This window comes from Bradyrhizobium sp. 604_D8_N2_3 (genome assembly GCF_051810765.1).
In the GTDB taxonomy this organism is placed as follows: domain Bacteria; phylum Pseudomonadota; class Alphaproteobacteria; order Rhizobiales; family Xanthobacteraceae; genus Bradyrhizobium; species Bradyrhizobium barranii.
In genome coordinates this window covers 8,997,926-9,024,840 of record NZ_JBPWPM010000001.1, presented here as the reverse complement: position 1 = coordinate 9,024,840, position 26,915 = coordinate 8,997,926, and the positions used below count along the sequence as shown (strand labels likewise).

General features: G+C 64.9%; 27 protein-coding genes and 1 riboswitch. Of the genes, 23 read left to right on the top strand and 4 right to left on the bottom strand.

Annotation, left to right across the window (positions count from 1 at the left end):
- The first annotated feature begins 164 nt into the window (after nt 1–164).
- From AB7245_RS43415 to phoB, 13 genes are all read left to right on the top strand, one after another.
- Complete coding sequence (locus AB7245_RS43415) at nt 165–1,559, top strand: OmpA family protein (protein ID WP_085399612.1); 1,395 nt, start codon at nt 165–167, stop codon at nt 1,557–1,559.
- A gap of 2 nt (nt 1,560–1,561) precedes the next feature.
- The gene (locus AB7245_RS43410; RefSeq protein ID WP_063979886.1) at nt 1,562–1,858 is read left to right on the top strand and encodes a hypothetical protein; all 297 of its coding nucleotides are present in this window, start codon (nt 1,562–1,564) and stop codon (nt 1,856–1,858) included.
- 125 nt (nt 1,859–1,983) lie between these two features.
- The gene (locus AB7245_RS43405) at nt 1,984–2,574 is read left to right on the top strand and encodes a TetR/AcrR family transcriptional regulator (RefSeq protein WP_085399613.1); all 591 of its coding nucleotides are present in this window, start codon (nt 1,984–1,986) and stop codon (nt 2,572–2,574) included.
- Nucleotides 2,571–3,503 (top strand): haloalkane dehalogenase, encoded by a 933-nt coding sequence (locus AB7245_RS43400; protein ID WP_085399614.1) that lies wholly within the window; start codon nt 2,571–2,573, stop codon nt 3,501–3,503. The genes AB7245_RS43405 and AB7245_RS43400 overlap by 4 nt, the downstream gene beginning before the upstream one ends.
- Before the next feature lie 11 nt (nt 3,504–3,514).
- A complete protein-coding gene (locus AB7245_RS43395) occupies nt 3,515–3,742 on the top strand; it encodes an Rdx family protein (protein ID WP_085399615.1) in 228 nt (75 codons plus the stop codon).
- A 453-nt stretch (nt 3,743–4,195) separates the two neighbouring features.
- Entirely contained in the window at nt 4,196–5,251 is a 1,056-nt protein-coding gene (locus AB7245_RS43390; RefSeq protein WP_063979882.1) for a lysylphosphatidylglycerol synthase domain-containing protein, read from the top strand.
- A gap of 33 nt (nt 5,252–5,284) precedes the next feature.
- The gene (locus AB7245_RS43385; RefSeq protein ID WP_085399616.1) at nt 5,285–6,583 is read left to right on the top strand and encodes an ATP-binding protein; all 1,299 of its coding nucleotides are present in this window, start codon (nt 5,285–5,287) and stop codon (nt 6,581–6,583) included.
- A 144-nt stretch (nt 6,584–6,727) separates the two neighbouring features.
- Nucleotides 6,728–7,741 carry a phosphate ABC transporter substrate-binding protein PstS gene (gene pstS, locus AB7245_RS43380; protein ID WP_063985930.1) on the top strand — a complete coding sequence of 338 codons (1,014 nt, stop codon included), beginning with the start codon at nt 6,728–6,730 and terminating at the stop codon, nt 7,739–7,741.
- Between the two features lie 144 nt (nt 7,742–7,885).
- Nucleotides 7,886–8,875 (top strand): phosphate ABC transporter permease subunit PstC, encoded by a 990-nt coding sequence (gene pstC / locus AB7245_RS43375; RefSeq protein WP_085399617.1) that lies wholly within the window; start codon nt 7,886–7,888, stop codon nt 8,873–8,875.
- 1 nt (nt 8,876) lies between these two features.
- Entirely contained in the window at nt 8,877–9,722 is an 846-nt protein-coding gene (gene pstA, locus AB7245_RS43370; protein ID WP_063979879.1) for a phosphate ABC transporter permease PstA, read from the top strand.
- Nucleotides 9,719–10,540, top strand: a complete 822-nt coding sequence (gene pstB / locus AB7245_RS43365; protein WP_063979878.1) for a phosphate ABC transporter ATP-binding protein PstB — start codon at nt 9,719–9,721, stop codon at nt 10,538–10,540. Before pstA ends, pstB begins: the two co-directional genes overlap by 4 nt.
- A gap of 11 nt (nt 10,541–10,551) precedes the next feature.
- On the top strand, nt 10,552–11,268 hold the full coding sequence (phoU, locus tag AB7245_RS43360; protein WP_028155152.1) for a phosphate signaling complex protein PhoU: 717 nt from the start codon (nt 10,552–10,554) through the stop codon (nt 11,266–11,268).
- A gap of 15 nt (nt 11,269–11,283) precedes the next feature.
- Nucleotides 11,284–11,991: a phosphate regulon transcriptional regulator PhoB gene (gene phoB / locus AB7245_RS43355; RefSeq protein ID WP_014491300.1), complete on the top strand. Its 708-nt coding sequence runs from the start codon at nt 11,284–11,286 to the stop codon at nt 11,989–11,991.
- A 234-nt stretch (nt 11,992–12,225) separates the two neighbouring features.
- Here phoB and AB7245_RS43350 read toward each other — a convergent pair whose 3' ends face one another.
- Nucleotides 12,226–12,738, bottom strand: coding sequence for a GcrA family cell cycle regulator (locus AB7245_RS43350; protein ID WP_014491301.1), 513 nt, complete (start codon nt 12,736–12,738; stop codon nt 12,226–12,228).
- A gap of 456 nt (nt 12,739–13,194) precedes the next feature.
- Between AB7245_RS43350 and AB7245_RS43345 the strand changes: the two genes are divergently transcribed.
- From AB7245_RS43345 to AB7245_RS43335, 3 genes are all read left to right on the top strand, one after another.
- Complete coding sequence (locus AB7245_RS43345; protein WP_085399637.1) at nt 13,195–14,403, top strand: aspartate aminotransferase family protein; 1,209 nt, start codon at nt 13,195–13,197, stop codon at nt 14,401–14,403.
- Nucleotides 14,403–15,326 (top strand): ornithine carbamoyltransferase, encoded by a 924-nt coding sequence (gene argF, locus AB7245_RS43340; RefSeq protein ID WP_014491303.1) that lies wholly within the window; start codon nt 14,403–14,405, stop codon nt 15,324–15,326. Before AB7245_RS43345 ends, argF begins: the two co-directional genes overlap by 1 nt.
- A gap of 256 nt (nt 15,327–15,582) precedes the next feature.
- On the top strand, nt 15,583–16,590 hold the full coding sequence (locus AB7245_RS43335; protein ID WP_085399618.1) for an Hsp33 family molecular chaperone: 1,008 nt from the start codon (nt 15,583–15,585) through the stop codon (nt 16,588–16,590).
- 152 nt (nt 16,591–16,742) lie between these two features.
- Here the strand turns inward: AB7245_RS43335 and apaG are convergent, their stop codons facing one another.
- Nucleotides 16,743–17,135, bottom strand: a complete 393-nt coding sequence (gene apaG / locus AB7245_RS43330; protein ID WP_014491305.1) for a Co2+/Mg2+ efflux protein ApaG — start codon at nt 17,133–17,135, stop codon at nt 16,743–16,745.
- A 180-nt stretch (nt 17,136–17,315) separates the two neighbouring features.
- On the opposite strand from apaG, the gene AB7245_RS43325 reads away from it, so the two are divergent.
- From AB7245_RS43325 to AB7245_RS43315, 3 genes are read left to right on the top strand one after another with little or no spacing between them, the layout of a single operon-like run.
- Nucleotides 17,316–18,581 (top strand): OpgC domain-containing protein, encoded by a 1,266-nt coding sequence (locus tag AB7245_RS43325; RefSeq protein ID WP_028155148.1) that lies wholly within the window; start codon nt 17,316–17,318, stop codon nt 18,579–18,581.
- The gene (locus tag AB7245_RS43320; protein ID WP_063979875.1) at nt 18,581–19,360 is read left to right on the top strand and encodes an SGNH/GDSL hydrolase family protein; all 780 of its coding nucleotides are present in this window, start codon (nt 18,581–18,583) and stop codon (nt 19,358–19,360) included. Before AB7245_RS43325 ends, AB7245_RS43320 begins: the two co-directional genes overlap by 1 nt.
- Before the next feature lie 12 nt (nt 19,361–19,372).
- A complete protein-coding gene (locus AB7245_RS43315; protein ID WP_071909137.1) occupies nt 19,373–20,362 on the top strand; it encodes an SGNH/GDSL hydrolase family protein in 990 nt (329 codons plus the stop codon).
- Nucleotides 20,363–20,521: 159 nt separating this feature from the next.
- Here the strand turns inward: AB7245_RS43315 and AB7245_RS43310 are convergent, their stop codons facing one another.
- Entirely contained in the window at nt 20,522–21,718 is a 1,197-nt protein-coding gene (locus AB7245_RS43310) for an O-succinylhomoserine sulfhydrylase (RefSeq protein WP_085399619.1), read from the bottom strand.
- A 71-nt stretch (nt 21,719–21,789) separates the two neighbouring features.
- A riboswitch (SAM riboswitch) is annotated at nt 21,790–21,869 on the bottom strand.
- An 80-nt stretch (nt 21,870–21,949) separates the two neighbouring features.
- On the opposite strand from AB7245_RS43310, the gene AB7245_RS43305 reads away from it, so the two are divergent.
- From AB7245_RS43305 to AB7245_RS43290, 4 genes are all read left to right on the top strand, one after another.
- Nucleotides 21,950–23,086, top strand: coding sequence for a 2'-deoxycytidine 5'-triphosphate deaminase (locus tag AB7245_RS43305; RefSeq protein ID WP_094183942.1), 1,137 nt, complete (start codon nt 21,950–21,952; stop codon nt 23,084–23,086).
- Nucleotides 23,087–23,200: 114 nt separating this feature from the next.
- On the top strand, nt 23,201–23,614 hold the full coding sequence (locus AB7245_RS43300; protein ID WP_085399638.1) for a PAS domain S-box protein: 414 nt from the start codon (nt 23,201–23,203) through the stop codon (nt 23,612–23,614).
- 104 nt (nt 23,615–23,718) lie between these two features.
- Entirely contained in the window at nt 23,719–24,771 is a 1,053-nt protein-coding gene (locus tag AB7245_RS43295) for a hypothetical protein (protein ID WP_085399620.1), read from the top strand.
- Nucleotides 24,772–24,933: 162 nt separating this feature from the next.
- Nucleotides 24,934–26,379 (top strand): MATE family efflux transporter, encoded by a 1,446-nt coding sequence (locus AB7245_RS43290; protein WP_085399621.1) that lies wholly within the window; start codon nt 24,934–24,936, stop codon nt 26,377–26,379.
- Here the strand turns inward: AB7245_RS43290 and AB7245_RS43285 are convergent.
- Entirely contained in the window at nt 26,376–26,879 is a 504-nt protein-coding gene (locus tag AB7245_RS43285; RefSeq protein ID WP_085399622.1) for a hypothetical protein, read from the bottom strand. The two genes, AB7245_RS43290 and AB7245_RS43285, sit on opposite strands and share 4 nt — an antisense overlap.
- Between the last annotated feature and the right edge of the window lie 36 nt (nt 26,880–26,915).

Sequence of the window (26,915 nt, the reverse complement as noted above, 5' to 3'; positions counted from 1 at the left end):
GACCGGCTGGCGAACTCTGGCATTCCACTTTCAACTTACGGAAGAACCCTTGAAGAAAAAGTTATTCCAATTGTCGACGCATGGCCTTCGGAAGGGCATCATTTCCGGTTTGACAGCCCGCCAAGGGTTTGTTTTGTCTCCGGTTCCAGAGTTCGGGTCGTTGAATGCAGAAGCTTTTCAGGTGGGCCAGCAAATGGTGGCCAGGGCTGATCCCCCTGGCCGTCATGTGGGGATTTGCGGCCTGGAATAATACCTTGCCGGTCGAGGCGGACCTATCCGCCCGCAGCTCGGCCGCGCTCAAGGAGACCGTTCTGGACAAGACCCGGATCGCGGTCGACGGCCGGGACGTCGGCCTGGCCGCGGACGCCTTTTCCGAGGAGGGGCGCCGCGATGCCGTGATGGCGGTCGAGCTCGTCCCGGGCGTGCGCCTGGTCGACGACCGGACCCGCCTTGTTCCCGAAGCAACGCCCTTCGTCTGGAATGCCGAGCGTGACGTGGTGCGGGTGACGCTGTCCGGCTCCGCGCCCCTGCCGTCGATGAAGGCGCGCCTGACCGAGGCCGCGCGCAAGGAGGTCAACGGGACCGAGGTCGCCGATCAGATGGGTCTCGCGCGCGGCGCGCCGCCGCGGTTCGAGGCGGCCGCGATGCTGCTGCTCGACCAGATCGGCAAGCTCAAGGACGGCAGGATCACGATCACCGACACCAAGGTCAATCTGTCGGGCATGGCGCGCGACCTCGGCGGCCGTGAGGCGATCGCGGCCGCGCTCAAGAACCTGCCGGAGGGCTTTTCGGTCGCCGCCAACGATGTCAAGGCGCCGCCCTACATCTTCCAGGCCTACAAGGACCCGGTCGCCGCGACCGTGACGCTGACGGGCTACGTGCCTGACAACAACGTGCACGCGGCCATTGCAACGAGTGCCTCGCGAAAGTTCTTCACCGAAAAGGTCGTCGACAATCTCAAGGCCAGCGTCGGCGCACCCGGCTCCTTCAATACTGCCGTGGTCACAGCGCTCGGCGGGCTGTCGCGGCTGTCGACCGGTACGCTCGTGGTGTCCGATCGCGAGGTGAAGCTGTCGGGCGACGCGCTCTATGAAGGGGCCGCCAACGACATCCGCGCAGGCCTCGGCAAGGACTTCCCGAAGAACTGGCAGTACAAGCCGGAGATTACGGTGAAGCCTGCCGCGGGCCCGGTCGACGGCACGGTCTGCCAGCAATTGTTCACGGAGCTCCTGAACAAGGGCAAGATCCGCTTCGCAACGAAACGCGCCGACATCGACCCGGATTCCGCCGGCATTCTCGACCACCTGATCGAGACGGCGCTGCGCTGCCCCACCACCAATATCGAGGTGGCCGGGCACACCGATGCCGACGGTGAGGACTCCTTCAATCAGGCTCTCTCGGAGAAGCGCGCGCAGGCCGTGATCGACTATCTGGTCAAGGCCGGGCTGCCGGCCACCCGCTTCACTCCGGTCGGCTATGGCGCCACGCAACCCCTCGCCGGCAATGACACCGATGAAGGCAAGGCGCAGAACCGCCGCATCGAATTTCTGGTGAGGTGATGATGCCCTATCTCGTCTCGTTCCATCTGGGCTGGCTGATCGGCTCGCTGCTGCTGGGCTTTTGCATGGGCTGGATCTCGGTGGTCCAGCGCGGCAACGGCACCTCGAAGGTGACCGCGCGCTGGCTCGCCGTGCTTGCCGCCGCCTTGGTCGCAGCCTCGTTCGCGCATGTGGTGCCCGGCCGCTTCGGCTATTGGCTCGATCTCGGGCTGGTCATGTTCGCCTGCTACCTCGTCGGCTGCACCATCGGCGCCTGGCTGCGCGACAGGGTGGTCTCGCGGAGCCAGCCGGCGGCTTAGGTCTTCAGGTTCGCTCGGAGGGCGGGCCTCTATCCAACATTGCGATAACGGCTTGATCGGCAAGCAAATTGCCAAACGATCGCAATGCGCTTGACATTAATACGTACGTACGTATTATTTTCCTTATGCCAAAGCCCTCACTCAAAGACGCCATCCTCGATGCCGGCCTGAAGGTCATGTTCAGGACCGGCTATCACGGCACCAGCGTGCGCGACGTCACCGCTGCGGCAGGCGCGCCGCAGGGGTCCTTCACCAACCATTTTCGCTCCAAAGAGGTGTTCGCCTCCGAGGTGCTCGACCGCTACTTCGACACCACGAGGGGGCTGGTCGCGGAGGCGCTCGACGACACCTCGCTGACGCCGCGCGCGCGGCTGCGGCGCTATCTCGACATCATCACCGGCCGGCTGGAGGTCGACGGCTATGGCCGTGGCTGCCTGATCGGTGACCTCAGCCTGGAGGCATCAGCCAGCAGCGAAATGCTGCGCGCGCGTCTCGCCGAAATCTTCGCGCAATGGCGCGCGCCGTTCGCCGCCTGCATCAGGGACGCCCAGACGTGCCGCGAGATCGCATCCGATTTCGAGCCCGAAGAGCTTGCCGATTTCCTGCTCGCGTCCTGGCAGGGCGCGATCCTGCGCATGAAGGTCGACCGCAATCCCAACGCCCTCGAACGTTTCAAGACCATCGCCTTTCAAACCGTCTTCAGGGAGCTGACATGAGCAAGCCAACTGAAATCGAGATTCTCAAAGCGTCCGTGCTGGGAAGCACGATGGCCTATCGCGAGGCGGGAGATCGCGATGCGCCCGCTGCCCTGTTCCTGCACGGCAACCCGACGTCGTCGCATATCTGGCGCAACATCCTGCCGCTTGTATCGCCGGTCGCACATTGCATCGCGCCCGATCTCGTCGGCTTCGGCCAGTCCGGCAAGCCCGACATCGGCTATCGCTTCGTCGACCACGTCCGCTATCTCGATGCATTCATCGAACAGCGCGGCATCAAATCGGCCTATCTCGTCGCGCAGGACTGGGGCACCGCGCTCGCGTTCCATCTCGCCGCGCGCCGGCCGGATTTCGTGCGCGGCCTTGCCTTCATGGAGTTCATCCGCCCGATGCCGACCTGGCAGGACTTTCACCACACCGAGGTCGCGGAGGAGCAGGACCACGCCGAGGCGGCGAGGGCGGCGTTCCGCAAATTCAGGACGCCGGGCGAGGGCGAAGCGATGATCCTCGAGGCGAACGCGTTCGTCGAACGCGTGCTGCCCGGTGGCATCGTTCGCAAGCTCGGCGAGGACGAGATGGCGCCTTACCGTGCGCCATTCCCCACGCCGGAGAGCCGCCGGCCCGTTCTCGCCTTCCCCCGCGAACTGCCGATCGCAGGCGAGCCCGCCGACGTCTACGAGACGCTCCAATCCGCGCATGCGGCGCTGGCTGCATCGTCCTATCCGAAGCTGTTGTTCTCGGGCACGCCCGGCGCGCTCGTCGCGCCCGAATTCGCCGAACGGTTCGCAGCCTCGCTGAATCACTGCGCATTGGTGCGCCTCGGACCTGGGCTGCACTTTCTCCAGGAGGATCACCCCGAGGCGATCGGCCGCTCCGTCGCCGGCTGGATCGCCGGCATCGAAGCCGTGCGCCAGCAGCGTGCTGCCTGAAGGCGGGCGAGATGGCTGATGTGACCATCATCTATTGCCGTCCCTGCGGCTACGAGAAGCGCGCCAAGGACGCCGCTGCTGCGCTGCGGCAGCATCTGGCGCTGGAGGCGGCTCTTGTGCCCGCCAAGGGTGGGATCTTCCAGGTCAGGGTCGGCGACAGCATTGTCGCCAGCCGCAGCAAGGGCCACTTTCCCGGTACCGACGAAATCGTGGCCGCCGTCACTTCCGCGTGGCACTGATCCGGGGCGGATTCCGATCGCTTCCTGAGGCCGCCACCGTCGCCGCGGCCTTTCGGCCCACCTGAAATCCCTGAACAACAGCGCCGGCCACCCCCTCTTTCGCCAGGCGGGGGCGGCCCATAGATTGACGTCGGCTTAAGTCGTGACGGAACATTGTGCGGTCGAAATCATCAAAACTTCATGGCGCCTGCGCAGGATTGCCATGGAGATTCGCGTCAGTCTTGCCGCCGAAAGCGCCAATCAGTGCATCAGGAGCCCGCAACCCTGCCTAAAATATTGAAGGCACGAGTTTTTGTTCGAATTGCTGAATTCCACTCCGCCCCAAAACGCGCTAGTGGAAGGGCATGGGGCATGCGCGATGCCGGAGCCGGCGGCAAGGGTTCGTTGAATGCCTGTGCGTCGTCCGCCTGTCCGCCGGCCACCCCGGCCGCTGAAGCGTTGTTCGAGGTCTAGATGCTGGAAGCCATACGCAGGGCGATGACGTTTCTGCGCCAGAAGCAAGTCCTGCATAAGCTTGGAGTTGTGATCAGCGTCGCGGTCATCGGCATCGCTTGCTATGTGCTCTACCACATGCTGCGGGGAATCGACGTCAACGAGGTCCTCGAAGCGATCAAGAGCACCGAGCCGAGCCAGATCGCGATGGCGGCGCTGTTCGTGGCCGCGGGCTATTTCACCCTGACCTTCTACGATCTGTTCGCCGTGCGCGCGATCGGCCACGCCCATGTGCCCTACCGCATCAATGCGCTCGCCGCCTTCACCAGCTATTCGATCGGCCACAATGTCGGCGCCAGCGTCTTCACCGGCGGCGCGGTGCGCTACCGCATCTATTCTGCCTATGGCCTGAACGCGATCGACGTCGCAAAGATCTGCTTCCTCGCCGGCCTGACCTTCTGGCTCGGCAATGCCGCGGTGCTCGGCCTCGGCATCTCCTACCATCCGGAAGCCGCTGCCGCGATCGACCAGCTTCCGCCCTGGCTGAACCGGATGCTGGCGATGATGATCATCGCGGGGCTGGTCGCCTATGTGGTCTGGGTCTGGACCCAGCCGCGGGTGGTCGGCCGCGGGCCCTGGACCGTGGTGCTGCCGGGCGGCCCGCTGACGCTGCTCCAGATCGCCATTGGCATCATCGATCTCGGCTTCTGTGCGCTGGCGATGTACGTGCTGGTCCCGGACGAGCCCAATCTCGGCTTCGTCGTGGTGGCGGTGATCTTCGTCTCGGCGACGCTGCTCGGTTTTGCCAGCCACTCGCCGGGAGGGCTCGGCGTGTTCGATGCCGCCATGCTGGTCGGCCTCTGGCAGATGGACCGCGAGGAACTGCTGGGTGGCATGCTCCTGTTCCGCGTCCTCTATTATCTCTCCCCCTTCGTCATATCTGTAATCTTGCTGACGTTTCGCGAGGTTATAATCGGCGCTCGATCGAAGCGCTTGCAGCAGGCGGCGCTCAAGCTCGACCCCGGCCCGGCGCGTGAAGCCGCCTATGTGAGAGAGCGCAGCGACACCGGCGCCTGACCGGCGCATCCCCTTTAGGAGAAGCCCGCCCCGATGGCGATCGACGCACCATCTTCTCCCTCCGCGCAGCCCTGGTCCGACCGGCTGCGGCACTCGACCGTCATCCTGATCGCCGCGGCGCTGGCGCTGTCGGTGGTGGTCTCGCTCGGCGAATTGTCGGTGATGCGGGCGGCGACGGTGTTCCTCTGCATCGCGGCCGCGGCGCTGATCCCTTGGAGGCTGCACGACAATGCCGCCTCGCGCGACGACACCCGCCGCGTCAACCCGGTCGAGAGCGCGGCGGTGGCCGCGGTCGTCGCCGGCATGCCGGATCCGGCGGTGCTGCTCGACCGCGCCGGGCGTGTCATCCATCTCAATGCCGCCGCCGCCCAGCTGGCGCCGGCGCTGCGCAAGAACGAGCTCGCCCAGTTCGCGCTGCGCTCGCCGGAGATCATCACCGCGCTGCGTGAATCCATCGCCACCACCGAGCCGCGGCGCACGACCTATCTCGACCATGTCCCGGTCGACCGCTGGATGGAGCTGACCATCACGCCGGTGCCGGTGCCGACCTCCTTCGGCGGCGCCGACAAATGCATGCTGATGACCTTCCACGACCAGACGCCGCTGCGCCGGGTCGAGGAGATGCGCGCAGACTTCGTCGCCAATGCCAGCCACGAGCTGCGCACGCCGCTCGCCGCGCTGTCGGGCTTCATCGACACGCTCCAGGGCCAGGCCAAGGACGATCCCAAGGCACGCGAGCGGTTCCTCGGCATCATGCACAACCAGGCGACCCGGATGGCGCGCCTGATCGACGATCTGCTCTCGCTGTCGCGGGTCGAGCTGTCGGCCCATGTGCGGCCCGACACCCTGGTCGACCTGCTGCCGATCATCTTCCAGGTCGCCGACGGGCTCGAGCCGCTGGCGCGGGAGCGCCAGGTCGAGGTCGAAACCCATCTGCCTGAGACCCCGGTGATGATTGCGGGCGACCGCGAGGAATTGCTCCGCCTGTTCGAGAACCTGATCGAGAACGCGCTCAAATACGGGGCGTCGGGCGGACGTGTCATCGTGTCGCTGGCCGCGGCGGCAGCCACTGATGGAACTCAGGAAATCCGGGTCATGGTCCGCGATTTCGGCCCCGGCATCGCGCCCGAGCATCTGCCGCGGCTGACCGAGCGGTTCTACCGGGTCGACGTCGGTGACAGCCGCTCGCAGGGCGGGACGGGGCTCGGATTATCGCTGGTGAAACATATTCTTAACCGCCATCGCGGCCGGCTTTTGATCGAGAGCGTGCCCAAGCAGGGCGCCGTTTTCACGGCCTGTTTTCCCCAGGCGAAGACCGCGGCCTCGACCTGATATTCAAGCGATTTCAATCGCTTGGCCGTGTCATCCAGCTGTCACGAAACCTTCGTAAAAGCACAGCCGACCGCTCCTAAAGGGGCGGCACGGGGAGCGCGATCGGGCGCGGATGGCGCTTCGCTCCCCTGTATGGAGACCACCATGAATTTCATCAAAACTATCGTCGCTGCCGGCTTGGTCGCCGCATCGGCGACGGCGGCGTTTGCTGCCGACATCACGGGTGCCGGTGCGACGTTCCCGTTCCCGATCTATTCCAAGTGGGCTGACGCCTACAAGAAGGAGACCGGCAACGGTCTGAACTACCAGTCGATCGGCTCCGGCGGCGGCATCAAGCAGATCCAGGCCAAGACCGTGACCTTCGGCGCCAGCGACGCGCCGCTCAAGGCCGAGCAGCTCGAGAAGGACGGCCTCGTCCAGTGGCCGATGGTGATGGGCGCCATCGTTCCGGTCGTCAACATCGAGGGCGTGAAGCCCGGCGAGCTGGTGTTCGACGGCGAGACCCTGGCCAGCATCTATCTCGGCAAGATCACCAAGTGGGACGACGCCGCGATCAAGAAGCTCAATCCGAACGTGAAGCTGCCGTCGGACGCGATCACCGTGGTCCGCCGCTCGGATGGTTCGGGCACCACCTTCAACTTCACCAACTATCTCGCTAAGGCCAGCGCGGACTGGAAGAGCAAGGTCGGTGAGGGCACCGCGGTCGAGTGGCCGGTCGGCGTCGGCGCCAAGGGCAACGAAGGCGTGTCGGGCAACATCAGCCAGACCAAGAACTCGATCGGCTACGTCGAGTACGCCTATGCCAAGCAGAACAAGCTGACCTACACCGGCCTCGTCAACAAGGCCGGCAAGCCGGTGCAGCCGACGGTCGAAGCCTTCCAGGCGGCCGCTTCCAACGCCGACTGGGCCAAGGCTCCCGGCTACTACGTCATCCTGACCGACCAGCCCGGCGACAAGTCCTGGCCGATCACGGCGGCGACCTTCATCCTCATGCACAAGGATGCCACCGACAAGGCAGCCTCGCAGGAAGCCATCAAGTTCTTCCGCTGGGCCTTCAAGAGCGGCGGCAAGGCGGCTGAAGAGCTCGACTACATCCCGATGCCGGACCCGGTCGTCCAACTGATCGAGAAGACCTGGGCTGCCGAGATCAAGAGCTAAGCGCTCTGTGTCCCGGACTGGGCGCCGGGATCTCACAAGACCTCCGCTCCGGATCGGCCTCGCGCCGCATCCGGAGCGCAAGACCAACAACAAGACCGACAACAAGCGTATATCAAACGGGCACAGGGGATCGGCGTGGCAGAGATGGCCGTTCAGAGCGATGTAATCGACGACGCCGGACCGTATGACCGCGCCAAGGCCTTGGGCGCCTTCAAGCTCGGCGACCTCACCTTCTACTGGATCACGCGGCTGTCCGCGATCTCGGTGCTCCTCATCCTCGGTGGCATCATCATCTCGCTGATCGTCGGCGCGTTCCCGGCGATGAAGGAATACGGCTTCGCCTTCCTGTGGACGCAGCGCTGGGCGCCGTCGGCAGATCCGCCCGTGCTCGGCGCGCTCGGCCCGATCTACGGCACGCTCATCACCTCCTTCATCGCGATGGCGATCGCCATTCCGGTCGGTCTCGGCATTGCGATCTTTCTGACCGAGCTCTGCCCGCAATGGGCGCGCCGCCCGATCGGCATGGCGATCGAGCTGCTCGCCGGCATTCCCTCGATCATCTACGGCATGTGGGGCTTCTTCGTGCTCGGCCCGTTCCTGGCCAACACGTTCCAGCCCTTCATGATCAAGATCTTCGACGGCATCCCGGTGCTGGGCGCGATCTTCGCAGGCCCGCCGTCCTATCTCAGCCTGTTCAACGCGGCGCTGATCCTCGCCATCATGGTGCTGCCCTTCATCACCTCGATCTCGGTCGACGTGTTCAAGACGGTGCCGCCGGTGCTCAAGGAAGCCGCCTACGGCGTCGGCTGCACCACCTGGGAAGTCGTGCGCAGCGTGGTGATCCCCTATACCCGCGTCGGCGTCATCGGCGGTGTCATGCTGGCGCTCGGCCGCGCGCTCGGCGAGACCATGGCGGTGACCTTCATCATCGGCAACTCGTTCCGCATCTCGTCGTCGATCTTCGCCCCGGGCACCACGATCTCGGCGGCGATCGCATCGGAGTTCGCCGAAAGCGACGGCCTGCACCAGTCCGGCCTGATCCTGCTCGGCCTGCTGCTGTTCGTGCTGACATTCTTCGTGCTCGCGGCTGCACGGTTGATGCTGATGCGTCTTGAAAAGAAGGCGGGGAAGTAACATGAACCCGATCTACGCACGCCGCCGCCGCATGGACATCGTCATCCGTGTGCTCTGCCTGGCTGCCGCTGCCTTCGGCGTCACATGGCTCGCGCTGATCCTGATGACGCTGCTCTACAACGGCATTGCCGGCCTGAACCTGGAGCTCTTCGTTGCGGACACGCCGCCTCCGGGCTCGACCGAGGGCGGCCTGCGCAACGCCATCGTGGGTTCGATCATCATGACCGTGCTCGGCGTCGGCATCGGCGCGCCGCTCGGTCTGTTCGCCGGCACCTATCTCGCCGAGTACGGCCGCAACGACCGCCTGACCTCGGTGATCCGCTTCATCAACGACATCCTGCTCTCGGCGCCCTCGATCATCATCGGCCTGTTCATCTATGGTGCGGTGGTGGTGCCGATGCGCGGCTTCTCGGCGATTGCCGGCTGCCTCGCGCTTGCGGTGATCGTCATCCCGGTGGTGCTGCGCACGACCGAGGACATGCTGCTGCTGGTGCCGAACGCACTGCGTGAGGCGGCCTCGGCGCTCGGCCTGCCGCGCTCGCTGGTGATCAAGCGCATCGCCTATCGCGCGGCGCGCTCGGGCCTCATTACCGGCGTGATGCTGGCCACCGCCCGCGTCGCCGGCGAGACCGCGCCGCTGCTCTTCACCGCGCTGTCGAACCAGTTCTTCAGCCTGGGTCTGAACAAGACGATGGCGAACCTGCCGGTCACCATCAACAATTTCGTGCAGAGCCCCTACGCCTACTGGAAGCAGCTCGCCTGGAGCGGCGCGCTGCTCATCACCCTGACCGTTCTTGCCCTGAATATTGGCGCGCGCATTCTGAGCGCCGAGAGGACCGCAAAATGAGTGATCTTTCCGTATCGATGAGCGCGGCCGGTGGTTTGCCCCAGGCGCCGGTGCTGCCCGAAGCTCCGGCCAAGGTGACGGTGCGCAACCTCAATTTCTATTACGGCGAGCACCACGCGCTGAAGAACATCAATCTGGCGCTCGGCACCAACCGCGTCACGGCGTTCATCGGCCCGTCTGGCTGCGGCAAGTCGACCCTGCTGCGCATCTTCAATCGGATGTACGACCTCTATCCGGGCCAGCGCGTCACCGGTCAGCTCATGCTCGACCAGACCAACGTCCTCGACCCCAAGCTGGACCTCAATTTGCTGCGCGCCCGCGTCGGCATGGTGTTCCAGAAGCCGACGCCGTTCCCGATGACGATCTACGAAAACATCGCCTTCGGCATCCGTCTCTATGAGAAGATCTCGAAGTCCGAGATGGACGACCGCGTCGAGAAGGCGCTGCGCGGCGGCGCGCTGTGGAACGAGGTCAAGGACAAGCTCAACGCCTCCGGCCTGTCGCTCTCCGGCGGCCAGCAGCAGCGCCTCTGCATCGCCCGCACGGTCGCGGTGCGGCCCGAGGTGATCTTGTTCGACGAGCCCTGCTCGGCGCTCGACCCGATCTCGACCGCCAAGGTCGAGGAGCTGATCCAGGAGCTGTCCGAGAACTACACGATCGCGATCGTCACCCACAACATGCAGCAGGCGGCGCGCGTCTCCGACAAGACCGCCTTCATGTATCTCGGCGAGCTGATCGAGTTCGACGACACCAGCAAGATCTTCACGTCGCCGACCGACCGGCGCACGCAGGATTACATCACCGGCCGGTTCGGCTGAGGAGACGGAACATGGGTTCTGAACATACCGCAAAGGCCTTCGACACCGACCTCCAGGAACTCACGCGCCTGGTCGCCGAGATGGGCGGCATCGCCGAGCGCATGATCGTCGATTCCGTCGACGCGCTGATCCGCCGCGACGTCGCGCTCGGCCAGCGCGTCGTGACCATCGACGCCGAGCTCGACGCGCTCCAGAAGAAGATCGAGGAGCGCGCCGTTCTCACCATCGCGCGCCGCCAGCCGATGGCGGTGGATCTGCGCGAGATCGTCGGCGCCATGCGCGTCGCGACCGATCTCGAGCGGATCGGCGACCTCGCCAAGAACATGGGCAAGCGCGTCGCGGCGCTGGAGACGGATTTCCATCCGCTCAAGCTGTTCCGCGGTCTGGAGCACATGACCGACCTCGTGCAGCAACAGGTCAAGTCGGTGCTGGACGCCTATGCCGCGCACGATCTGCCGGCGGCAATGGCGGTGTGGAAGGGCGACGAGGAAGTCGACGCCATCTGCACCTCGCTGTTCCGCGAGCTCCTCACCTACATGATGGAGGATCCGCGCAACATCTCGTTCTGCATCCATCTGATGTTCTGCGCCAAGAACATCGAGCGCATCGGTGACCACGCCACCAACATCGCCGAGACCGTGTTCTACATGATCGAGGGCCAGGCGATCACCGACAAGCGGCCGAAGGGCGACATGACGACCTTCGCCACGACGGTCCCGAACACTTAAGGAGCGACGAACACCATGGGCGCACGCATTATGGTGGTTGAGGACGAGGAAGCTCTCACCGAGCTTCTCCGCTACAACCTCGAAGGCGACGGCTATGACGTCGAGACGGTGATGCGCGGCGACGATGCCGACACCCGCCTCAAGGAGCACATCCCCGATTTGATCGTGCTCGACTGGATGCTGCCGGGCCTCTCCGGCATCGAGCTGTGCCGGCGGCTGCGCACCCGGCCCGAGACCAAGCAGCTCCCGATCATCATGCTCACCGCGCGCGGCGAGGAGAGCGAGCGGGTGCGGGGCCTTGCGACCGGCGCCGACGACTACATCGTCAAGCCGTTCTCGGTCCCGGAGCTGCTGGCACGCGTGAAGGGCCTGCTCAGGCGCGCCAGCCCCGAGCGGCTCGCCACCGTGCTCGCCTATGGCGACATCGAGCTCGACCGCGACAAGCGTCGCGTGGCGCGCTCGGGCCGGCCGATCGATCTCGGCCCGACCGAATATCGCCTGCTGGAGTTCTTCCTGGAGCATCCCGGCCGCGTGTTCTCGCGCGAGCAGCTGCTCGACAGCGTCTGGGGCCGTGACATCTACATCGACGAGCGCACCGTCGACGTCCATATCGGGCGCCTGCGCAAGCTGCTCAATCTCGGCCGCGAGCAGGACCCGATCCGCACCGTCCGCGGCGCGGGCTACGCACTGGACGATCGCTTTGCGAAGGCGGAGCAAGCGTAAGGGGTTGCTGTGGCAGACGTGATTTAGCGGGCTGCCACCGCATCCTCGATGTCGTCCCTGCGAACGCAGGGACCCATAACCACAGGGAGTGGTTTGGCGAAGACTCGGAGTGATCATCCCGCGCAATAACTACGCGCCGGGATTATGGGTCCCTGCGTTCGCAGGGACGACACCGAGTGAGTTGAGCCGTCATCGCGTGACGGCGCCGTCTTCGTAGTCAGCTAATCCGATACCTCAGCGCGGACCCGGCTTCGCCGGCGCGCGCCGGCGATCGGCCGCGGGCTGATACGCCACGCGCGAGTGCTGGGCGCAGTAGGGCAGGCCGGAGAGCGCCTTGCCGCCGCAGAAGAAGAAATCCGGGCTCGAGGGATCGCCGACCGGCCAGTGGCAGGTGGCCTCGTTCAGCTCCAGCAGCGACAGCCGCTGGCTCATCGGCACGACGTTGTCGTAGGTGACCGGTTCGGCCTCGACCTCGACTTCGAAGGCTTGCGCCAGCGCGGTGTTGCCGCGCGCGATCGGGCGGGTCACCCGCATCATGTGCTGGGCGGGGCGTGCCTTGCGCGGCCGCGGCGCTGCCGATGAAGGGCTCTTGGCGCGGCCCGACAGGCCGAGCCGGTGCACTTTGCCGATTACGGCATTGCGGGTCACATTGCCGAGTTCAGCGGCGATCTGGCTGGCCGAAAGCCCGGCCTCCCAGAGCTTTTTCAGCTGCTCGACGCGATCATCCGACCAGGTCAAAACGGTCATTGCACCCTTTCCTTCGCCGGCGCCTGCCATCCTGGCGGCCGCACGGCGAATGCCTAAGCTTCGAAAAACCCGTGCCGCCAGAATCCCTTAAGGCTCGCCGGGCGCACCAGATGCGCCCGAACGCTTACGCCGGTACATGAGGACTTAGAGGATCAGAACTGCTGCACGAGATGTCGTATCTGACAAGCCAAACGCTACAATATGGCGTGACTCACGCGCAAGAGTCCGCCGACTCGCTTCCACATGTTCCGTGGCGGAAATACGCAAAATCGCCACCGCAAGACTACGGATTCTGCGTTTCGCGAGGCTTTCCGGGCGGCATTGACACCGGTTTCACCAGGCATAAGATAGTCTCGCGTGCCGCCCTTAAAAGGCGGCACGTTTCGTTTTCCGGGCCGGTCAATGGTGCGTTGCGCAATGCACGCTCACGCCGTCCGCAACATTCAAGTGATCGTCATGACTAACAGCGCAGCGCCGCATTTGCTCCCCGTTTTCGCCAGGTCCGACCTCGGTTTCGAGCGCGGTGAAGGCTGCTGGCTGATTGCGACCAATGGCGATCGCTATCTCGATTTCACCTCGGGCGTGGCGGTGAATGCGCTCGGCCATGCTCACCCTGCGTTGGTCAAAGCGTTGCAAGAGCAGGCCACCAAACTCTGGCACATGTCGAACCTGTTCCAGAGCCCGGACGGCGAGAAGCTCGCCGCGCGTCTGTGCAACGAAAGCTTCGCGGACTTCGTGTTCTTCTGCAATTCCGGCGCCGAAGCGCTGGAAGGTGTGATCAAGCTCGTCCGCCATCATCACTTCTCCAAGGGTCATCCGGAACGTTACCGCATCATCACCTTCGAAGGCGCCTTCCACGGCCGCACGCTGGCAACGCTCGCCGCGACCGGTTCGGCAAAATATCTCGAAGGGTTTGGCCCGCCGATGGACGGCTTCGACCAGGTCCCGCATGGCGATATCGACGCCGTCAAGAAGGCGATCGGTCCGCAGACCGCCGGCATCCTGATCGAGCCGATCCAGGGCGAGGGTGGCGTGCGTTCGGCAACGCCCGCCTTCCTGAGGGCGTTGCGCCAGCTCTGCGATGAGAAGGGCCTGCTGCTCGCGTTCGACGAGGTGCAGACCGGCATGGGCCGCACCGGCGATCTGTTCGCGCATCGCCGCACCGGCGTCACGCCTGACGTGATGTCGCTGGCCAAAGCGCTCGGTGGCGGCTTCCCGATCGGCGCGGTGCTGGCGACCGCGGACGCGGCTGCCGGCATGGGGCCCGGCTCGCACGGCTCGACCTTCGGCGGCAATCCGCTCGCGATCTCGGCTGCCAACGCCGTCCTCGACGTCATGCTCAAGCCCGGCTTCTTCGATCACGTGCAGAAGATGTCGCTGCTGCTCAAGCAGAAGCTCGCCTCCGTGATCGATCGTTATCCTGACATCGTCAGCGAAGTGCGCGGCGAAGGCCTTCTGATCGGCATCAAGGCCGTGGTGCCATCAGGCGATCTCGGCGCGGCATTGCGCAACGAAAAATTGCTCACGGTCGGCGCCGGCGACAATGTCGTGCGCTTCCTGCCGCCCTTGATCGTCACCGAAGCCGAAATCGAGGACAGCGTCGGGCGGCTCGAGCGCGCCTGCGCCGCGATCTCGTCCAGTCAGACCAAGCGGGCGGCGAGCTGATGAGCAAGTCCCCGAAGCACTTTCTGGATATCAACGAGCTCCCGTTGTCGGAGCTCAAGAGCATGCTCGCGGCCTCCTCCGCCATGAAGGCGAAGCAGAAAGCGCACCAGCCGGTGAAGCCGCTGGAAGGCAAGACGCTGGCGATGATCTTCGAGCGTCCCTCCACGCGCACCCGCGTCTCGTTCGACGTCGCCATGCGCCAGCTCGGCGGCGAGCCCATCATGCTGACCGGCGCCGAGATGCAGCTCGGCCGCGGCGAGACCATCGCCGACACGGCGCGCGTGCTGTCGCGCTATGTCGACGCCATCATGATCCGCATCCTCAATCACGAGGCCCTGCTGGAGCTGGCGGAATATGCGACGGTGCCCGTCATCAACGGCCTGACACGGCGCTCGCACCCTTGCCAGGTGATGGCCGACCTCATGACCTACGAAGAGCATCGCGGCCCGATCGAGGGCAGGACGGTGGCCTGGACCGGCGACGACAACAACGTGCTGGCGTCCTGGGCGCATGCCGCCGAGCGCTTCAAGTTCAAGCTCAATGTCGCGACGCCGCCGGAGCTTGCGCCGAAAAAGGTAATGCGGGACTTCATCAAGGCCACCGGCGCGCCGATCGTGCTCGGCACCGATCCCGAGGCCGCCGTGAAGGGGGCCGACTGCGTCGTCACCGACACCTGGGTGTCGATGGGCGACAAGGAAGGTGAGCACCGTCACAACGTGCTCAAGCCCTATCAGGTCAATTCGAAGCTGATGTCGCTGGCCAAGCCCGATGCGCTGTTCATGCATTGCCTGCCCGCCCATCGCGGCGAGGAGGTCACCGACGAAGTGATCGACGGCCCGCAATCGGTCGTGTTCGACGAGGCCGAAAACCGCCTGCATGCGCAGAAGGGCATTCTGGCCTGGTGCTTTGACGCGGTGAAGTAATCTCACTTGTAGCCCGGATGGAGCGCAGCGAAATCCGGGTTTGTGTCCGCAGTTGGAGTGGTCCCGGATTGGGCTACGCTCCATCCGGGCTACGCGGGCTATCGCGTAATCCTGTGGCTATGGGTCCCGTATCAGCGCTTTGCGCGCGCCGGGACGACATCGAATTTGCAGGATCCTGAGCGATCATAAGTGCATCCGGAACACACCACCCTTGAGCCCTCTTCCATTTTCCTCCATCGACCCCAGATAAAGCGCCATGGTTTCCCAATCCCCTGACATGAATACCGGGCCTGAAGGCCCGGTTCGCGCACCATCAGCGGTTCCCATCGATGACGCCGTGCTGCCTTACGAGGTCGACGCACTCGACGTGCGCGGCCGCCTCGTGCGGCTCGGTCCCGCGCTCGACGAGATCCTGACCAAGCACGATTATCCCGCTGCCGTGGGCAAGCTGCTCGGCGAGGCCATCGTGCTGACGACGCTGCTCGGCTCGGCGCTGAAGTTCGAGGGCCGCTTCATCCTCCAGGCCCAGACCGACGGTCCGGTGTCGTTCCTGGTCGTCGACTACATGGCGCCGGATCGCCTGCGCGCCTATGCGCGCTACGATGCCGAGCGCCTCGGCGAGACAAAAGATTCCGGCACGCTTCTCGGTAACGGTCATCTCGCCATGACCATCGACCAGGGTCCCGACATGAGCCGCTACCAGGGTCTGGTCGCGCTCGACGGCGGCAGCCTGGAAGATGCCGCCCACGAATATTTCCTGCGCTCCGAGCAGATCCCGACGCGCGTGCGTCTCGCGGTCGGCGAGGAGTGGCGCTCGAACGACGGCGGCAAGCATCGCTGGCGCGCCGGCGGCATGCTGATGCAGTTCCTGCCGAAGGCGCCCGAGCGCGCGCGGCAGGCCGATTTGCATCCCGGCGATGCGCCCGAAGGCGCGGAGGTGCATGCTGTCGCCGAAGACGACGCCTGGGTCGAGGCGCGTTCGCTGGTCGAGACCGTCGAGGACGTCGAGCTGATCGACCCCGAACTCTCCGGCGAGCGGCTGCTGTTCCGCCTGTTCCACGAGCGTGGCGTGCGCGTGTTCAATCCGCTGGTGCTGAAGGCGCAATGCTCCTGCTCGCGCGACGCGGTTGGTGCGATGTTGAAGAGCTTCTCGCCCGACGACCGCGCCGCCATGGTCAAGGACGACAAGGTCGTCGTGACCTGCGAGTTCTGCTCGTCGGTGTACCAGTTCACGCCGCACGAGGCCGGCGTGGAAGACGCGTAGGCGTCGCATCCTCCGTCGTTGCGCGCGCAGCGAAGCAATCCAGTCGTAGGGTGGGCAAAGCGCAGCGTGCCCACTATCTTATGCGCCACGTTTGGAATGGTGGGCACGGCGCTTTGCGCCTTTGCCCACCCTACGGCGCCTACGGCACCGGGCTAATTCAACACCCGCTTGTTGTCCGGGCTGTCCAGCGAGAACGTCGGCACGTCGATCTCGAAGCGTTCGCCGCTTTCACTGACCATCTGGTAGCGGCCGGTCATGAAGCCCGAGGCGGTCGCGAGCGGCACGCCGGAGGTGTATTCGAAGCGCTCGCCGGGAGCCAGGGTCGGCTGCTCGCCGACGACGCCCTCGCCCCTGACCTCCTGCTGGCGGCCGGTGGCGTCGGTGATGATCCAGTGCCGCGTCTTCAGCTGCACGGTTTCGTCGCCGGAATTGGTGATGACGATGGTGTAGGACCAGAAATAGCGGGAGCGGTCAGCCGACGACTGCTCCGGAACAAAGTTCGGCTCGACGGTCACTTCGATCTGGCGGGTCACGGCGCGATACATGGCGGCCATCATAACGAAAACCCGGCCGGGAACCAACGCCCGCAGGCGGTTTTGGTGACATCGTGCCGCCAGAATTGCCGAGGAAGTAGACCCAATGTGATCCGGCCGCTTTGCGAGACGACGGCCGGACCTGTACACTCCATGACACGTCGCGATTTGCGGAAGGGTTTCGAACCCCCGATGACCATTGCCGACCAAGTGACGGGATCGACGATCGCGGGAACCGGCAAGCCTGCGGAGGCCAGACCTGCGGAGGCGAAGCCGCGCTCCGCCGCGCCGGCCATCACGCTGCCCGCCATCGGCGAGCGCGAGCTCCGGCTCGACCTGTTCCGCGGGCTCGCGCTGTGGCTGATCTTCGTCGACCATCTGCCGCCGAGCCTTTTGACCTGGTTCACGATCCGCAATTACGGCTTCAGCGACGCCACCGAGATCTTCATCTTCATCTCCGGCTACACCGCGGCGTTCGTCTACGGTCGTGCCATGCTCGAAAGCGGCTTCGTCGTCGCCACCGCGCGCATCCTGCGGCGCGTCTGGCAGATCTATGTCGCCCACGTCTTTCTGTTCACGATCTTCCTCGCCGAAATCTCCTACGTTGCGACCAGGTTCGAGAACCCGCTCTACACCGAAGAGATGGGCATCATGGATTTCCTCAAGCAGCCCGATGTCACGATCGTGCAGGCGCTGCTGCTGCGCTTTCGTCCGGTCAACATGGACGTGCTGCCGCTCTATATCGTGCTGATGCTGGCGCTGCCCTTGATCTTGTGGCTGATGAAATGGCGGCCCGACGTGACGCTCGGCCTCTCGGTCGTGCTCTACGCGGTGACCTGGGAATACGACCTCTATCTGTCGGCCTATCCGAACGGCTTCTGGGCGTTCAATCCCTTCGCCTGGCAATTGCTTTTCGTATTCGGTGCATGGTGTGCGCTCGGAGGTGCGCGACGCATGTCGCGCATCCTGGCGTCCCGCGTCACGATGTGGATATCGATCGCCTATCTCGTCGCGGCGTTCTACGTGACGCTGACCTGGTATGTGCCGCAGCTCTCCCACTTCATGCCGAGGCGGCTCGAGCAGTGGATGTATCCGATCGACAAGGCCGATCTCGACGTGCTGCGCTTCACGCATTTCCTGGCGTTCGCCGCGCTCACCGTTCGCTTCCTGCCCCGGGAATGGCCGGGCCTGAAATCGCCCTGGCTGCGGCCGCTGATCCTCTGCGGCCAGCATTCCCTCGAGATCTTTTGTCTCGGCGTCTTCCTCGCCTTCGCCGGCCATTTCATCCTGGCCGAAGTCTCCGGCGGCGCAGCCATGCATGCGCTGATTAGTCTCTCCGGAATCCTGATCATGTGGGGCGTTGCATGGGTGATTTCGTGGTACAAGCGCGTGGCTGACAAGAGCGGTGCGAAAACCAAAAACGCCGTCGGCAACGCCGATCTGGCGGGAGGGGGCTGATGAAGGCGAAGGTTCTCCTGAGCCTGGTCCTGCTGTGCGGTAACCTCGCCGCGCCCCTGGCGCGCGCGGGCGATGCCGTGCCGGCTGCTCCGGCCGCGCCCCCGGCCTGCGAATTGCCATCCTATCTGCTCACCACTGAAAGCCAGCTTCCGAGGGTCGCCGATGCCATCAAGGCCGGCAAACCGCTCGAAATCCTCGTCATCGGCAGCCGTTCGACCACGATTCCGGCCTCGGAGGACAGCTCCTATCCGGCGCGCATGCAGGCCATCCTGCAGGACAGGCTGCTGCCGTCGGAGACCGTGCACGTCTCCGTAGAAATACAGAGCAAGAAGACGGCCGAGGAGGCGGCCGCCACCTTCGTTAAGCTGATGGAAGCAAAAAGGCCTACTTTGGTCATCTGGCAGACCGGGACTGTGGATGCTATCCGAGCGATTGATCCCGATGATTTTCGCGGGGCGGTAACCGAAGGGGTTTCCGCGCTGCAAAAAGCAGGGGCTGACGTCGTGTTGATGAACTTGCAGTACAGCCCGCGTACCGAAACCATGATCTCGGTGCCGCCCTATCTCGACAATATGCGGGTGGTGGCGCAGGAGCATGACATCCCGCTGTTCGACCGTTTCGCGATCATGCGGCAGTGGAATGATCAGGGTCAGTTCGACCTGTTCAGCCCGTCCCGCGGGCCAGAGCTGGCGAAACAGGTCCATGACTGCCTTGGCCGGGCGTTGGCACAGTTTGTGATCGACGCAGCCCATCTGGGGCCGGCCCAGCAGCAAAATTGAGGTCTAGCGTTAATGAGTTCTCTCCGCCCTTTTTGGTTGACTGCATGGCTGGCTGCGCCCGCGGCGGCTCTGCTGCTCCTGACGCCGGTGTCGCTGGCACCAGTGCAGGCGCAGGCCACGCAGGCAACGCCCGCGCCGCAGCAGGCCGCTAGTCCGGCTTCCGCTTCGCCTTCCCAGACCACCGTCGCCGCGACGTCCCACGAGCAGCGCGGCGTGACCGCCCGCGCCATCGACAAGGTGAAGCAGGTCGCGAAATCCGCCGGGGACATTTTCAGCCGCGTGCCCTGCCTCACGCCGAAGGGTGGCTCGAAGGCGATGGGCTCGCTGCCGCATGTCGCGGGCAAGCTCGTCGCCGGCAAACCCGTCGTGATCGTCGCGTTCGGCTCGTCGTCGACGGCAGGCTATGGCGCGAGCTCGCCCGATTTCAACTATCCGAACCGTCTCGCCGCGCAGCTCCGCCGGCAATATCCGACCGCCGACATCACCGTCATCAACGCCGGCGTCGGCGGCGAGGACGCGCCCGAGATGATGAAGCGCCTCCAGAAGGAGGTGATCGACGTGCATCCGGATCTCGTGATCTGGCAGGTCGGCACCAATGCGGTGCTGCGCAATCTCGATCCCGGTGACACCGCCAAGATGGTCGAGGACGGCATCTCCCGCATCCAGGCCGCTGGCGGCGCCGACATCGTGCTGGTCGATCCGCAATATTCGCCGGCCGTCAACCAGCGCAAGGAGAGCGCCGGCAAGATGGTGCACCTGCTCGGCAAGGTCGCCGAGCTCCGTCACGTCGGCATCTTCCCCCGCTTCGAGGTGATGCGCGACTGGCACGAGAATCAATCGATCCCGGTCGAGAGTTTCGTGATCGCCGACGGCCTGCATATGAACGATTGGGGCTATGCCTGCTTCGCGCAGATCCTCGGCGACGACATCATCCGCTCCGTCGGCCAGATCAAGCTCGGCGTCAACGTGCCCGCCGACGTGCGGACGTATCGGCCGATGTAGCTCGGTGCCGTAGGGTGGGCAAAGGCGCGCTCTTCGCGCGCCGTGCCCACCATCTATCGGCGATATGATCGTGAATGGTGGGCACGCTTCCGCCTTCGCTCTTCGAGCTACGGCGGACAAGTCGCTTTGCCCACCCTACGTTCCGAGCTCGTGAAGCCCTCACGCCTTCTCCAGCGCCGCAGTCAGATCCTCGATCAGATCATCCGCATGCTCGAGCCCCGCCGAGAAGCGGATGAAGCCCTCGCTGATTCCGAGCGCGGCGCGGTCTTCCGGCTTGAGGCGCTGATGCGTCGTGGTCGCCGGATGCGTGACGAGGCTCTTGGCATCGCCGAGATTGTTCGAGATTTTTGCAAGCTTGAGCTCGTTGAGCACGCGGAACGCACCCTGCTTGCCGCCCTTGACCTCGAAGCCGACCAGCGTCGAGCCGCCGCGCATCTGCTTCTTCACGAGAGCTGCCTGCGGATGATCGGCGCGGCCGGGATAGACCAGGCGCGAAATCTTCGGATGGCTCGCCAGCACGTCGGCGATGCGTCCCGCCGTCTCGGTCTGCGCGCGCACGCGTACGCCGAGCGTTTCCAGGCCCTTGAGCAGGACCCACGCGTTGAACGGCGAGATCGACGGGCCGGTCTGGCGCATGAAATTGTGGATGTGCTCGGCGATGAACGCTTCCGACGACAGGATGATGCCGCCGAGACAACGGCCCTGGCCGTCGATGTGCTTGGTCGCGGAATAGACCACGACGTCGGCCCCTAACGCGAGCGGGCTCTGCCAGATCGGCGTCGCGAACACGTTGTCGACGACGAGCCGCGCGCCGCCGCTGTGCGCGATCTCGGCGATCCCTGGAATGTCGAGCACGTCGAGCGTCGGGTTGGTCGGGCTCTCCAGGAAGAACGTCTTGGTGTTCGGCCGCAAGGCGCGCTGCCACTGGTCGAGATCGGCTCCGTCGACCAGCGTCGTCTCGATGCCGTAGCGCGGCAAGAGATCCTGAATGACGTAGAGACAGGAGCCGAACAGGGCGCGCGAGGCCACCACATGATCGCCGGCCTTCAGCGGCGCCAGGATCGCGGTCGTCACCGCGGCCATGCCGGTCGCGGCCGAGCGGGCGGCTTCGGCGCCTTCGAGCTCGATCATGCGGCGCTCGAACATCGAGATGGTCGGGTTGGAATAGCGCGAATAGATGAAGCCGGGGTCCTCGCCCTTGAACCGCGCCTCGCACTCCTCGGCGCTGTTGTAGACGTAGCCCTGGGTCAGGAACAGCGCCTCCGACGTCTCGCCATATTGCGAGCGCAGGGTGCCGGAATGGACCAGGCGGGTTTCGGGACGGTATTGCGTGGTGGACGCCGGGGACTTCGACATAGGACCTCCTCTGCGTGACCATCGAAAATGGTCACAAAAAAACCGGCCTGGATAACTTCCACGGGCCGGGATCACAGAGGTCCCCGGCCTGTTTAGCGACTTATTTAACGTGGCTGCAAGCCGGCCGGCTCAAATCACCACGGGATAAGTGATGCTCATATTCCGCAATGGCCTTTCCGTCAAGGCGTCCATCGGATAGCCGTAAAAGGCTGCTATTTCCCGCATGTCCGGATGCATTTGACCCCTGACGAGGACCCCCGGTTGAGCTTCACGGTTGCCGCCGACGCCAATGGTATCCTGCCCGACCGCATGATCGCGGCGATGGCGAAGGCGGGCCTCATCCTGCCCGCTTATGACTTCGTCGAAAGCCAGATCCAGCCGGCGAGCCTCGACCTTCGCCTCGGCGACATCGCCTATCGCGTTCGCGCCAGCTTCCTGCCGGGTCCCGGCGCGACCGTCGCCGAGCGCATCGACGAGTTAAAGCTGCACGAGTTCAGCCTCGCCGATGGCGCAGTGCTGGAGACCAACTGCGTCTACATCGTGCCGCTCTTGGAAAGCCTGGCGCTGCCGCCGGAGATCGTCGCCGCCGCGAACCCGAAAAGCTCGACCGGCCGGCTCGATGTCTTCACCCGTGTCATCGCCGACGGCACCCGACGCTTCGACATGATCGGCGCCGGCTATCACGGCCCGCTCTACGCCGAGATCAGCCCGAAGACGTTTCCGGTACTGGTCAGCGAGGGCTCGCGCCTGAGCCAGGTACGCTTCCGCACCGGAGATGCCATCCTCAACATCGACGAGCTCGAGGCGCTGCATGCGACCGAGCGTCTCGTCGATCTCGACGATGCCGATCTCACCGGCGGCGTTGCCGTCTCCGTCGACCTCTCCGGCGAGAAGGCCAACGGCTTCGTCGGCTATCGCGCCAAGCGCCACACCGGTGTCGTCGACGTCGACCGCCGCTCCGGCTATGCGGTGGAGGATTTCTGGGAACCGATCTCGGCGCGTCCCGACGGCAGCCTGATCCTCGACCCCGGCGAGTTCTACATCCTCGCCTCCAAGGAAGCCGTGCAGGTGCCGCCCGACTACGCCGCGGAGATGGTGCCGTTCGATCCCCTGGTCGGCGAGTTCCGCGTGCACTATGCCGGCTTCTTCGATCCCGGCTTCGGCTATGCCGGAGCTGGCGGGCAGGGATCGCGCGCCGTGCTCGAAGTGCGCTCGCGCGAGGTGCCGTTCATTCTCGAGCACGGCCAGATCGTCGGCCGTCTCGTCTACGAGAAAATGCTGGCGCGCCCCGACGCGATGTACGGCCAGCGCATCGGCTCGAACTACCAGGCGCAGGGCCTCAAACTATCGAAGCATTTTCGGGTGTAGCTCCACACTCTACTGTCATGCCCCGGCTTGACCGGGGCATCCAGTACGCCGCAGCCCCTCGATTGACTACTGCCGGGATGCAAGCTGAAATCCGGCTGCATGCGAGGTGGCGAGATGAGTGTTCAATCCGAACTCGACGCAAGAATCCTCGACGACGTCGCGGACGCGCTGATCTATTCGGATCGCTCTGGCACCATCACGCGCTGGAATCGTGCATCGACCGCCTTGTTCGGCTTCTCCGCCGACGAAGCGCTCGGCCAGAACCTCGATCTGATCATTCCCGAACATCTGCGCGCCGCGCACTGGAAGGGCTTCGAAGCTGCGCTTGCCACCGGGGCGATGAAGCTTGCGGGCAGGCCGACGCTGACCCGCGCGCTGCACCAGAGCGGACGCAAGCTCTACATCGAGATGACCTTCGCGCTGGTGCGCGATGCCGGTGGTGCCGTGGTCGGATCGGTCGCGATGGCGCGCGACGTCACCGAACGCGTCGAGCGCGAGCGTGGGGCCAGGCTTGCGCAAAATTCGTGATGCGGAATTGACGGGCTGGCGTGCAGGGCGCTCTGCCTGAGCGTCAGGTTGCCTCGTACAGGTCGCAGTGACACACTCGATCAAAACAACGATCGGGAGCGAACATGACCGCCGCAACAGACGCAGCACAAGAAGCGCAATGGAAGCGCTGGCGCGCGGTCGCCGACCTCTATCACGCCTATTTCACCGGACTCATCCTCACCGTCGTCACACGGCGCGGCACGGCGGATGCTGCCGAATTCGTCTTCCGCGTGTTTCGCCGCCAGCAGCAGGAGCGCTTCCTGCCGGGGCTCGAAAAGCTCGGTCTCAATCATCTGCCGCCGGCGGTGGCCGCCGCGCAATATCATTATCTCTCCAACTGGATCGGCGGCGTGCATGTCGAGTACATGTATGAGAGCGACCGCAAAGCCTGGATCCGCTATCCGCCGCCGCGCTGGATCTGGAAGGGCACCGCGATCTGCGGCGTGCCGGGTGAGGTCAGCCGCGCGATGCTGCGCGGCTGGCACGCCAACAATGGCGTCGCGCTCGGCGATACCAGGCTCGGCTTCGTCTGCACCAAGCAGAGCGTCGACGGTCAGGATGGGCTCGAAGGCTATTATTATCAGTACGACCACCAGCTCGGGCTGGATCAACGCCTGGTGTTCGCGCGCCATCTGGAAGCGCCGTTGTTCGACGCTAAAGCCGCGCCTGCCTTGCCCGTCGCGAGTTGGCCGAAGCCGCGGCTGGAAAAGGCCTACCGCAACTACGCGATGGAATATGTGCGCACCGCCGCGCCCGTCATGGTGCAATTGTTCGGCCCCGAAGACGCCGGCTATCTCCTGCACCTCACTGGCAAGCTGATCGGGATGCAGTATTTTGACGAGGTCGCCGCGGCGCTGTCTATGAGCCGTGGTGGCGCCAGCGAGTTCGCAGCGTTCCTGAACGCTCTGTTTGCCGCGCAGGATGACGCTGCCGAGACGACGGCATCAGAAGGCACGTTTGAATTTCGTCAGCAGAGCTGGAAGCTGATGGATGACGTCGCCGACTATCATCGCGTCTGCACCAGGGTGCTGGAAGGGTTGTTCGAGGGGCTCGCTGCCGGATGCGGGCGGCACATCGGCGTGCACCTGCGCCCGACAGCGGGCGGTCAGCCGCCGCTGGTGTGGACCATTGAGTAATTCCATCTGTTGAAATGCGCTGCCGCAGGGCACGCCTGCATCCGGCGCAGGAGGAATCGGCAATTGTCGTGCTAAGCCTGTCGCCGCGCCTTCCGCGCGAAGAAATTTATTGGCACACCTACGCATTGCCGCGCCGCGAATGGCCTGCGCCCGGGAGAGGACATGTCCGACATCGCCGAAATCCCGGTCGATGAACAAGAGCGTCCGTTGCCGCCGCCTCCGCGGCCGGTACGAAGCGCGCTGATGGACGGGCCGATTCTGCGCACGCTGCTCGGACTCGCCTGGCCGAACGTGGTCGCGCTGTCGGCCGGCACCTGTGTGGTGATAGCGGAGACCTCCTATATCGGCAGGCTCGGCGTCGAGGCGCTGGCGGCAATGGCGCTGGTGTTTCCGACAGTGATCCTGACCATGACGATGTCCGGCGGGGCAATGGGCGGCGCCGTGGCGTCGGCCATCGCGCGGGCGCTCGGCGCAGGCGACCGCGAGCGCGCCGGCACGCTCGCCGCGCATGCGCTCTTGATCGGCATCACCTTCGGCCTCGTCTTCATGCTGGGCATGCTGATCTTCGGGCCCAAGGTGCTGGAAATGCTTGGTGGCCGCGGGGATGTGCTGACGCATGCGGTCGCCTACACACAGGTGTTTTTTGGCGGGGCCGTGCTGCCGTGGCTGCTCAACACCATGGCCGGCGTGTTGCGCGGCACTGGCAACATGAAGCTGCCCTCGCTGTTGATGCTGAATTCCGCGGTCATGCAGGTCGTGCTTGGCGGCACGCTGGGCCTCGGGCTCGGGCCCGTGCCGCAGTTCGGCATGCGCGGCGTCGCGGCCGGCTCGCTGATCGCCTATTCCATGAACATCTGTGTGATGGGCTGGTACCTGTTCTCCGGCCGCGCCCGAATCGTACCGAAACTGCGCGGGCTGCGCGTTCAATGGGCGATGTTCTTCGATATCCTGAAGGTCGGCGCCATCGCCTGCTTCTCGCCGCTGCAATCGGTGCTGACGATCTCGATCTTCACCCACATGCTGGCAAAGTTCGGCACTGCGATCCTCGCCGGCTACGGCATCGGCGCGCGGCTGGAATTTTTGCTGACCTCGATCGCGTTCTCGTTCGGCATCGCTTCGGTGCCGATGATCGGCATGGCGATCGGCGCGGTGCGCATCGCGCGCGCCCGGCGCATCGCCTGGATCGCCGGTGCGAGCGCGTTCGTCGCCGTCGGCGCGCCGGCGTGCCTCGTCGCGCTGTTCCCAGATCTCTGGGTCAACATCTTCACCGACAGCGCCACCGTGCGCGCGACCAGCCATGAATATCTGTCGACGGTGGCGCCGTTCTACGCCTTCATCGGGCTCGCCTCGACAATGTATTTCTCGTCGCAGGGCGCGGCCAAGGTGATCGGGCCGGTGCTGGCGCAGACCGCGCGCCTGATCTACATCGCGGCGATCGGCTGGTGGCTGTCGACGCATGATGCCACCGCGCAGAGCTTCTTCTGGCTGGCCGCGAGCTCGATGGTCGTGCTCGGCCTGCTCTCGTGCTCCAGCGTGGTGCTGACACGCTGGGGGCCGCGCGAGACGAAACCTGCGATCAGGCCTGCGCTTTCGGGCGTTGCAGACTAGCGGTGTCTGTGGCGGCGATGGCCGCCACCGCCGCCGACATTGGCGAGCCGCATCAGCTGCGGAATCATCGCCATCATGTCGCCGCCGCCGGAACCACCCAGCATACCCATGATGTCGCCGCCACCCATGCCGCCCATTCCGGTCGGCATGTAGCCGCCTGCGCCCATCGGCGTGTAGTCGCCGTAGTTCGGCGCGCCGAAGCCACCGCCGAAATTGCCGCCACTCAGGCTGCCGCCGCCCCCCATCATGCCGCCGAGCCCGCCGCCGCCGTTCTCCATCATGCGGCTCATCATCGGACCCATGGTCTGCATCAGCATGGCGAAGCGGCGCTTGCCCATCTTCGCCTTCATCATCTCCAGCATCGGCGCCATCTGGGTCATCATGTCCTCGCCGCCGGCGCCTCCGCCGCCGAGGAACTGCGCCTTTGCCGGCGCGCTCGAGATCGAAAATAGCAGCAGCACGGCGGCCGCCTGGCAGATCACCTTATCCGCACCTCTCATGGCCTGCTCCTCGCGTGCGTGGCTCCGCCGGGAGAG

Bases quoted from the DNA above. Each gene is read 5' to 3' on its own strand.
- AB7245_RS43410 (WP_063979886.1), top strand. From the start codon at position 1,562: ATGCCCTATCTCGTCTCGTTCCATCTGGGCTGGCTGATCGGCTCGCTG.
- AB7245_RS43350 (WP_014491301.1), bottom strand. From the start codon at position 12,738: ATGACCGTTTTGACCTGGTCGGATGATCGCGTCGAGCAGCTGAAAAAG.
- pstA (WP_063979879.1), top strand. From the start codon at position 8,877: ATGAACCCGATCTACGCACGCCGCCGCCGCATGGACATCGTCATCCGT.
- AB7245_RS43285 (WP_085399622.1), bottom strand. From the start codon at position 26,879: ATGAGAGGTGCGGATAAGGTGATCTGCCAGGCGGCCGCCGTGCTGCTG.
- AB7245_RS43300 (WP_085399638.1), top strand. From the start codon at position 23,201: ATGAGTGTTCAATCCGAACTCGACGCAAGAATCCTCGACGACGTCGCG.
- AB7245_RS43345 (WP_085399637.1), top strand. From the start codon at position 13,195: ATGACTAACAGCGCAGCGCCGCATTTGCTCCCCGTTTTCGCCAGGTCC.
- pstS (WP_063985930.1), top strand. From the start codon at position 6,728: ATGAATTTCATCAAAACTATCGTCGCTGCCGGCTTGGTCGCCGCATCG.
- AB7245_RS43320 (WP_063979875.1), top strand. From the start codon at position 18,581: ATGAAGGCGAAGGTTCTCCTGAGCCTGGTCCTGCTGTGCGGTAACCTC.
- pstB (WP_063979878.1), top strand. From the start codon at position 9,719: ATGAGTGATCTTTCCGTATCGATGAGCGCGGCCGGTGGTTTGCCCCAG.
- AB7245_RS43405 (WP_085399613.1), top strand. From the start codon at position 1,984: ATGCCAAAGCCCTCACTCAAAGACGCCATCCTCGATGCCGGCCTGAAG.
- argF (WP_014491303.1), top strand. From the start codon at position 14,403: ATGAGCAAGTCCCCGAAGCACTTTCTGGATATCAACGAGCTCCCGTTG.
- AB7245_RS43325 (WP_028155148.1), top strand. From the start codon at position 17,316: ATGACCATTGCCGACCAAGTGACGGGATCGACGATCGCGGGAACCGGC.
- AB7245_RS43390 (WP_063979882.1), top strand. From the start codon at position 4,196: ATGCTGGAAGCCATACGCAGGGCGATGACGTTTCTGCGCCAGAAGCAA.
- AB7245_RS43310 (WP_085399619.1), bottom strand. From the start codon at position 21,718: ATGTCGAAGTCCCCGGCGTCCACCACGCAATACCGTCCCGAAACCCGC.
- AB7245_RS43400 (WP_085399614.1), top strand. From the start codon at position 2,571: ATGAGCAAGCCAACTGAAATCGAGATTCTCAAAGCGTCCGTGCTGGGA.
- apaG (WP_014491305.1), bottom strand. From the start codon at position 17,135: ATGTATCGCGCCGTGACCCGCCAGATCGAAGTGACCGTCGAGCCGAAC.
- AB7245_RS43335 (WP_085399618.1), top strand. From the start codon at position 15,583: ATGGTTTCCCAATCCCCTGACATGAATACCGGGCCTGAAGGCCCGGTT.
- AB7245_RS43290 (WP_085399621.1), top strand. From the start codon at position 24,934: ATGTCCGACATCGCCGAAATCCCGGTCGATGAACAAGAGCGTCCGTTG.
- phoB (WP_014491300.1), top strand. From the start codon at position 11,284: ATGGGCGCACGCATTATGGTGGTTGAGGACGAGGAAGCTCTCACCGAG.
- pstC (WP_085399617.1), top strand. From the start codon at position 7,886: ATGGCCGTTCAGAGCGATGTAATCGACGACGCCGGACCGTATGACCGC.
- AB7245_RS43315 (WP_071909137.1), top strand. From the start codon at position 19,373: ATGAGTTCTCTCCGCCCTTTTTGGTTGACTGCATGGCTGGCTGCGCCC.
- AB7245_RS43295 (WP_085399620.1), top strand. From the start codon at position 23,719: ATGACCGCCGCAACAGACGCAGCACAAGAAGCGCAATGGAAGCGCTGG.
- AB7245_RS43415 (WP_085399612.1), top strand. From the start codon at position 165: ATGCAGAAGCTTTTCAGGTGGGCCAGCAAATGGTGGCCAGGGCTGATC.
- phoU (WP_028155152.1), top strand. From the start codon at position 10,552: ATGGGTTCTGAACATACCGCAAAGGCCTTCGACACCGACCTCCAGGAA.
- AB7245_RS43395 (WP_085399615.1), top strand. From the start codon at position 3,515: ATGGCTGATGTGACCATCATCTATTGCCGTCCCTGCGGCTACGAGAAG.
- AB7245_RS43305 (WP_094183942.1), top strand. From the start codon at position 21,950: ATGCATTTGACCCCTGACGAGGACCCCCGGTTGAGCTTCACGGTTGCC.
- AB7245_RS43385 (WP_085399616.1), top strand. From the start codon at position 5,285: ATGGCGATCGACGCACCATCTTCTCCCTCCGCGCAGCCCTGGTCCGAC.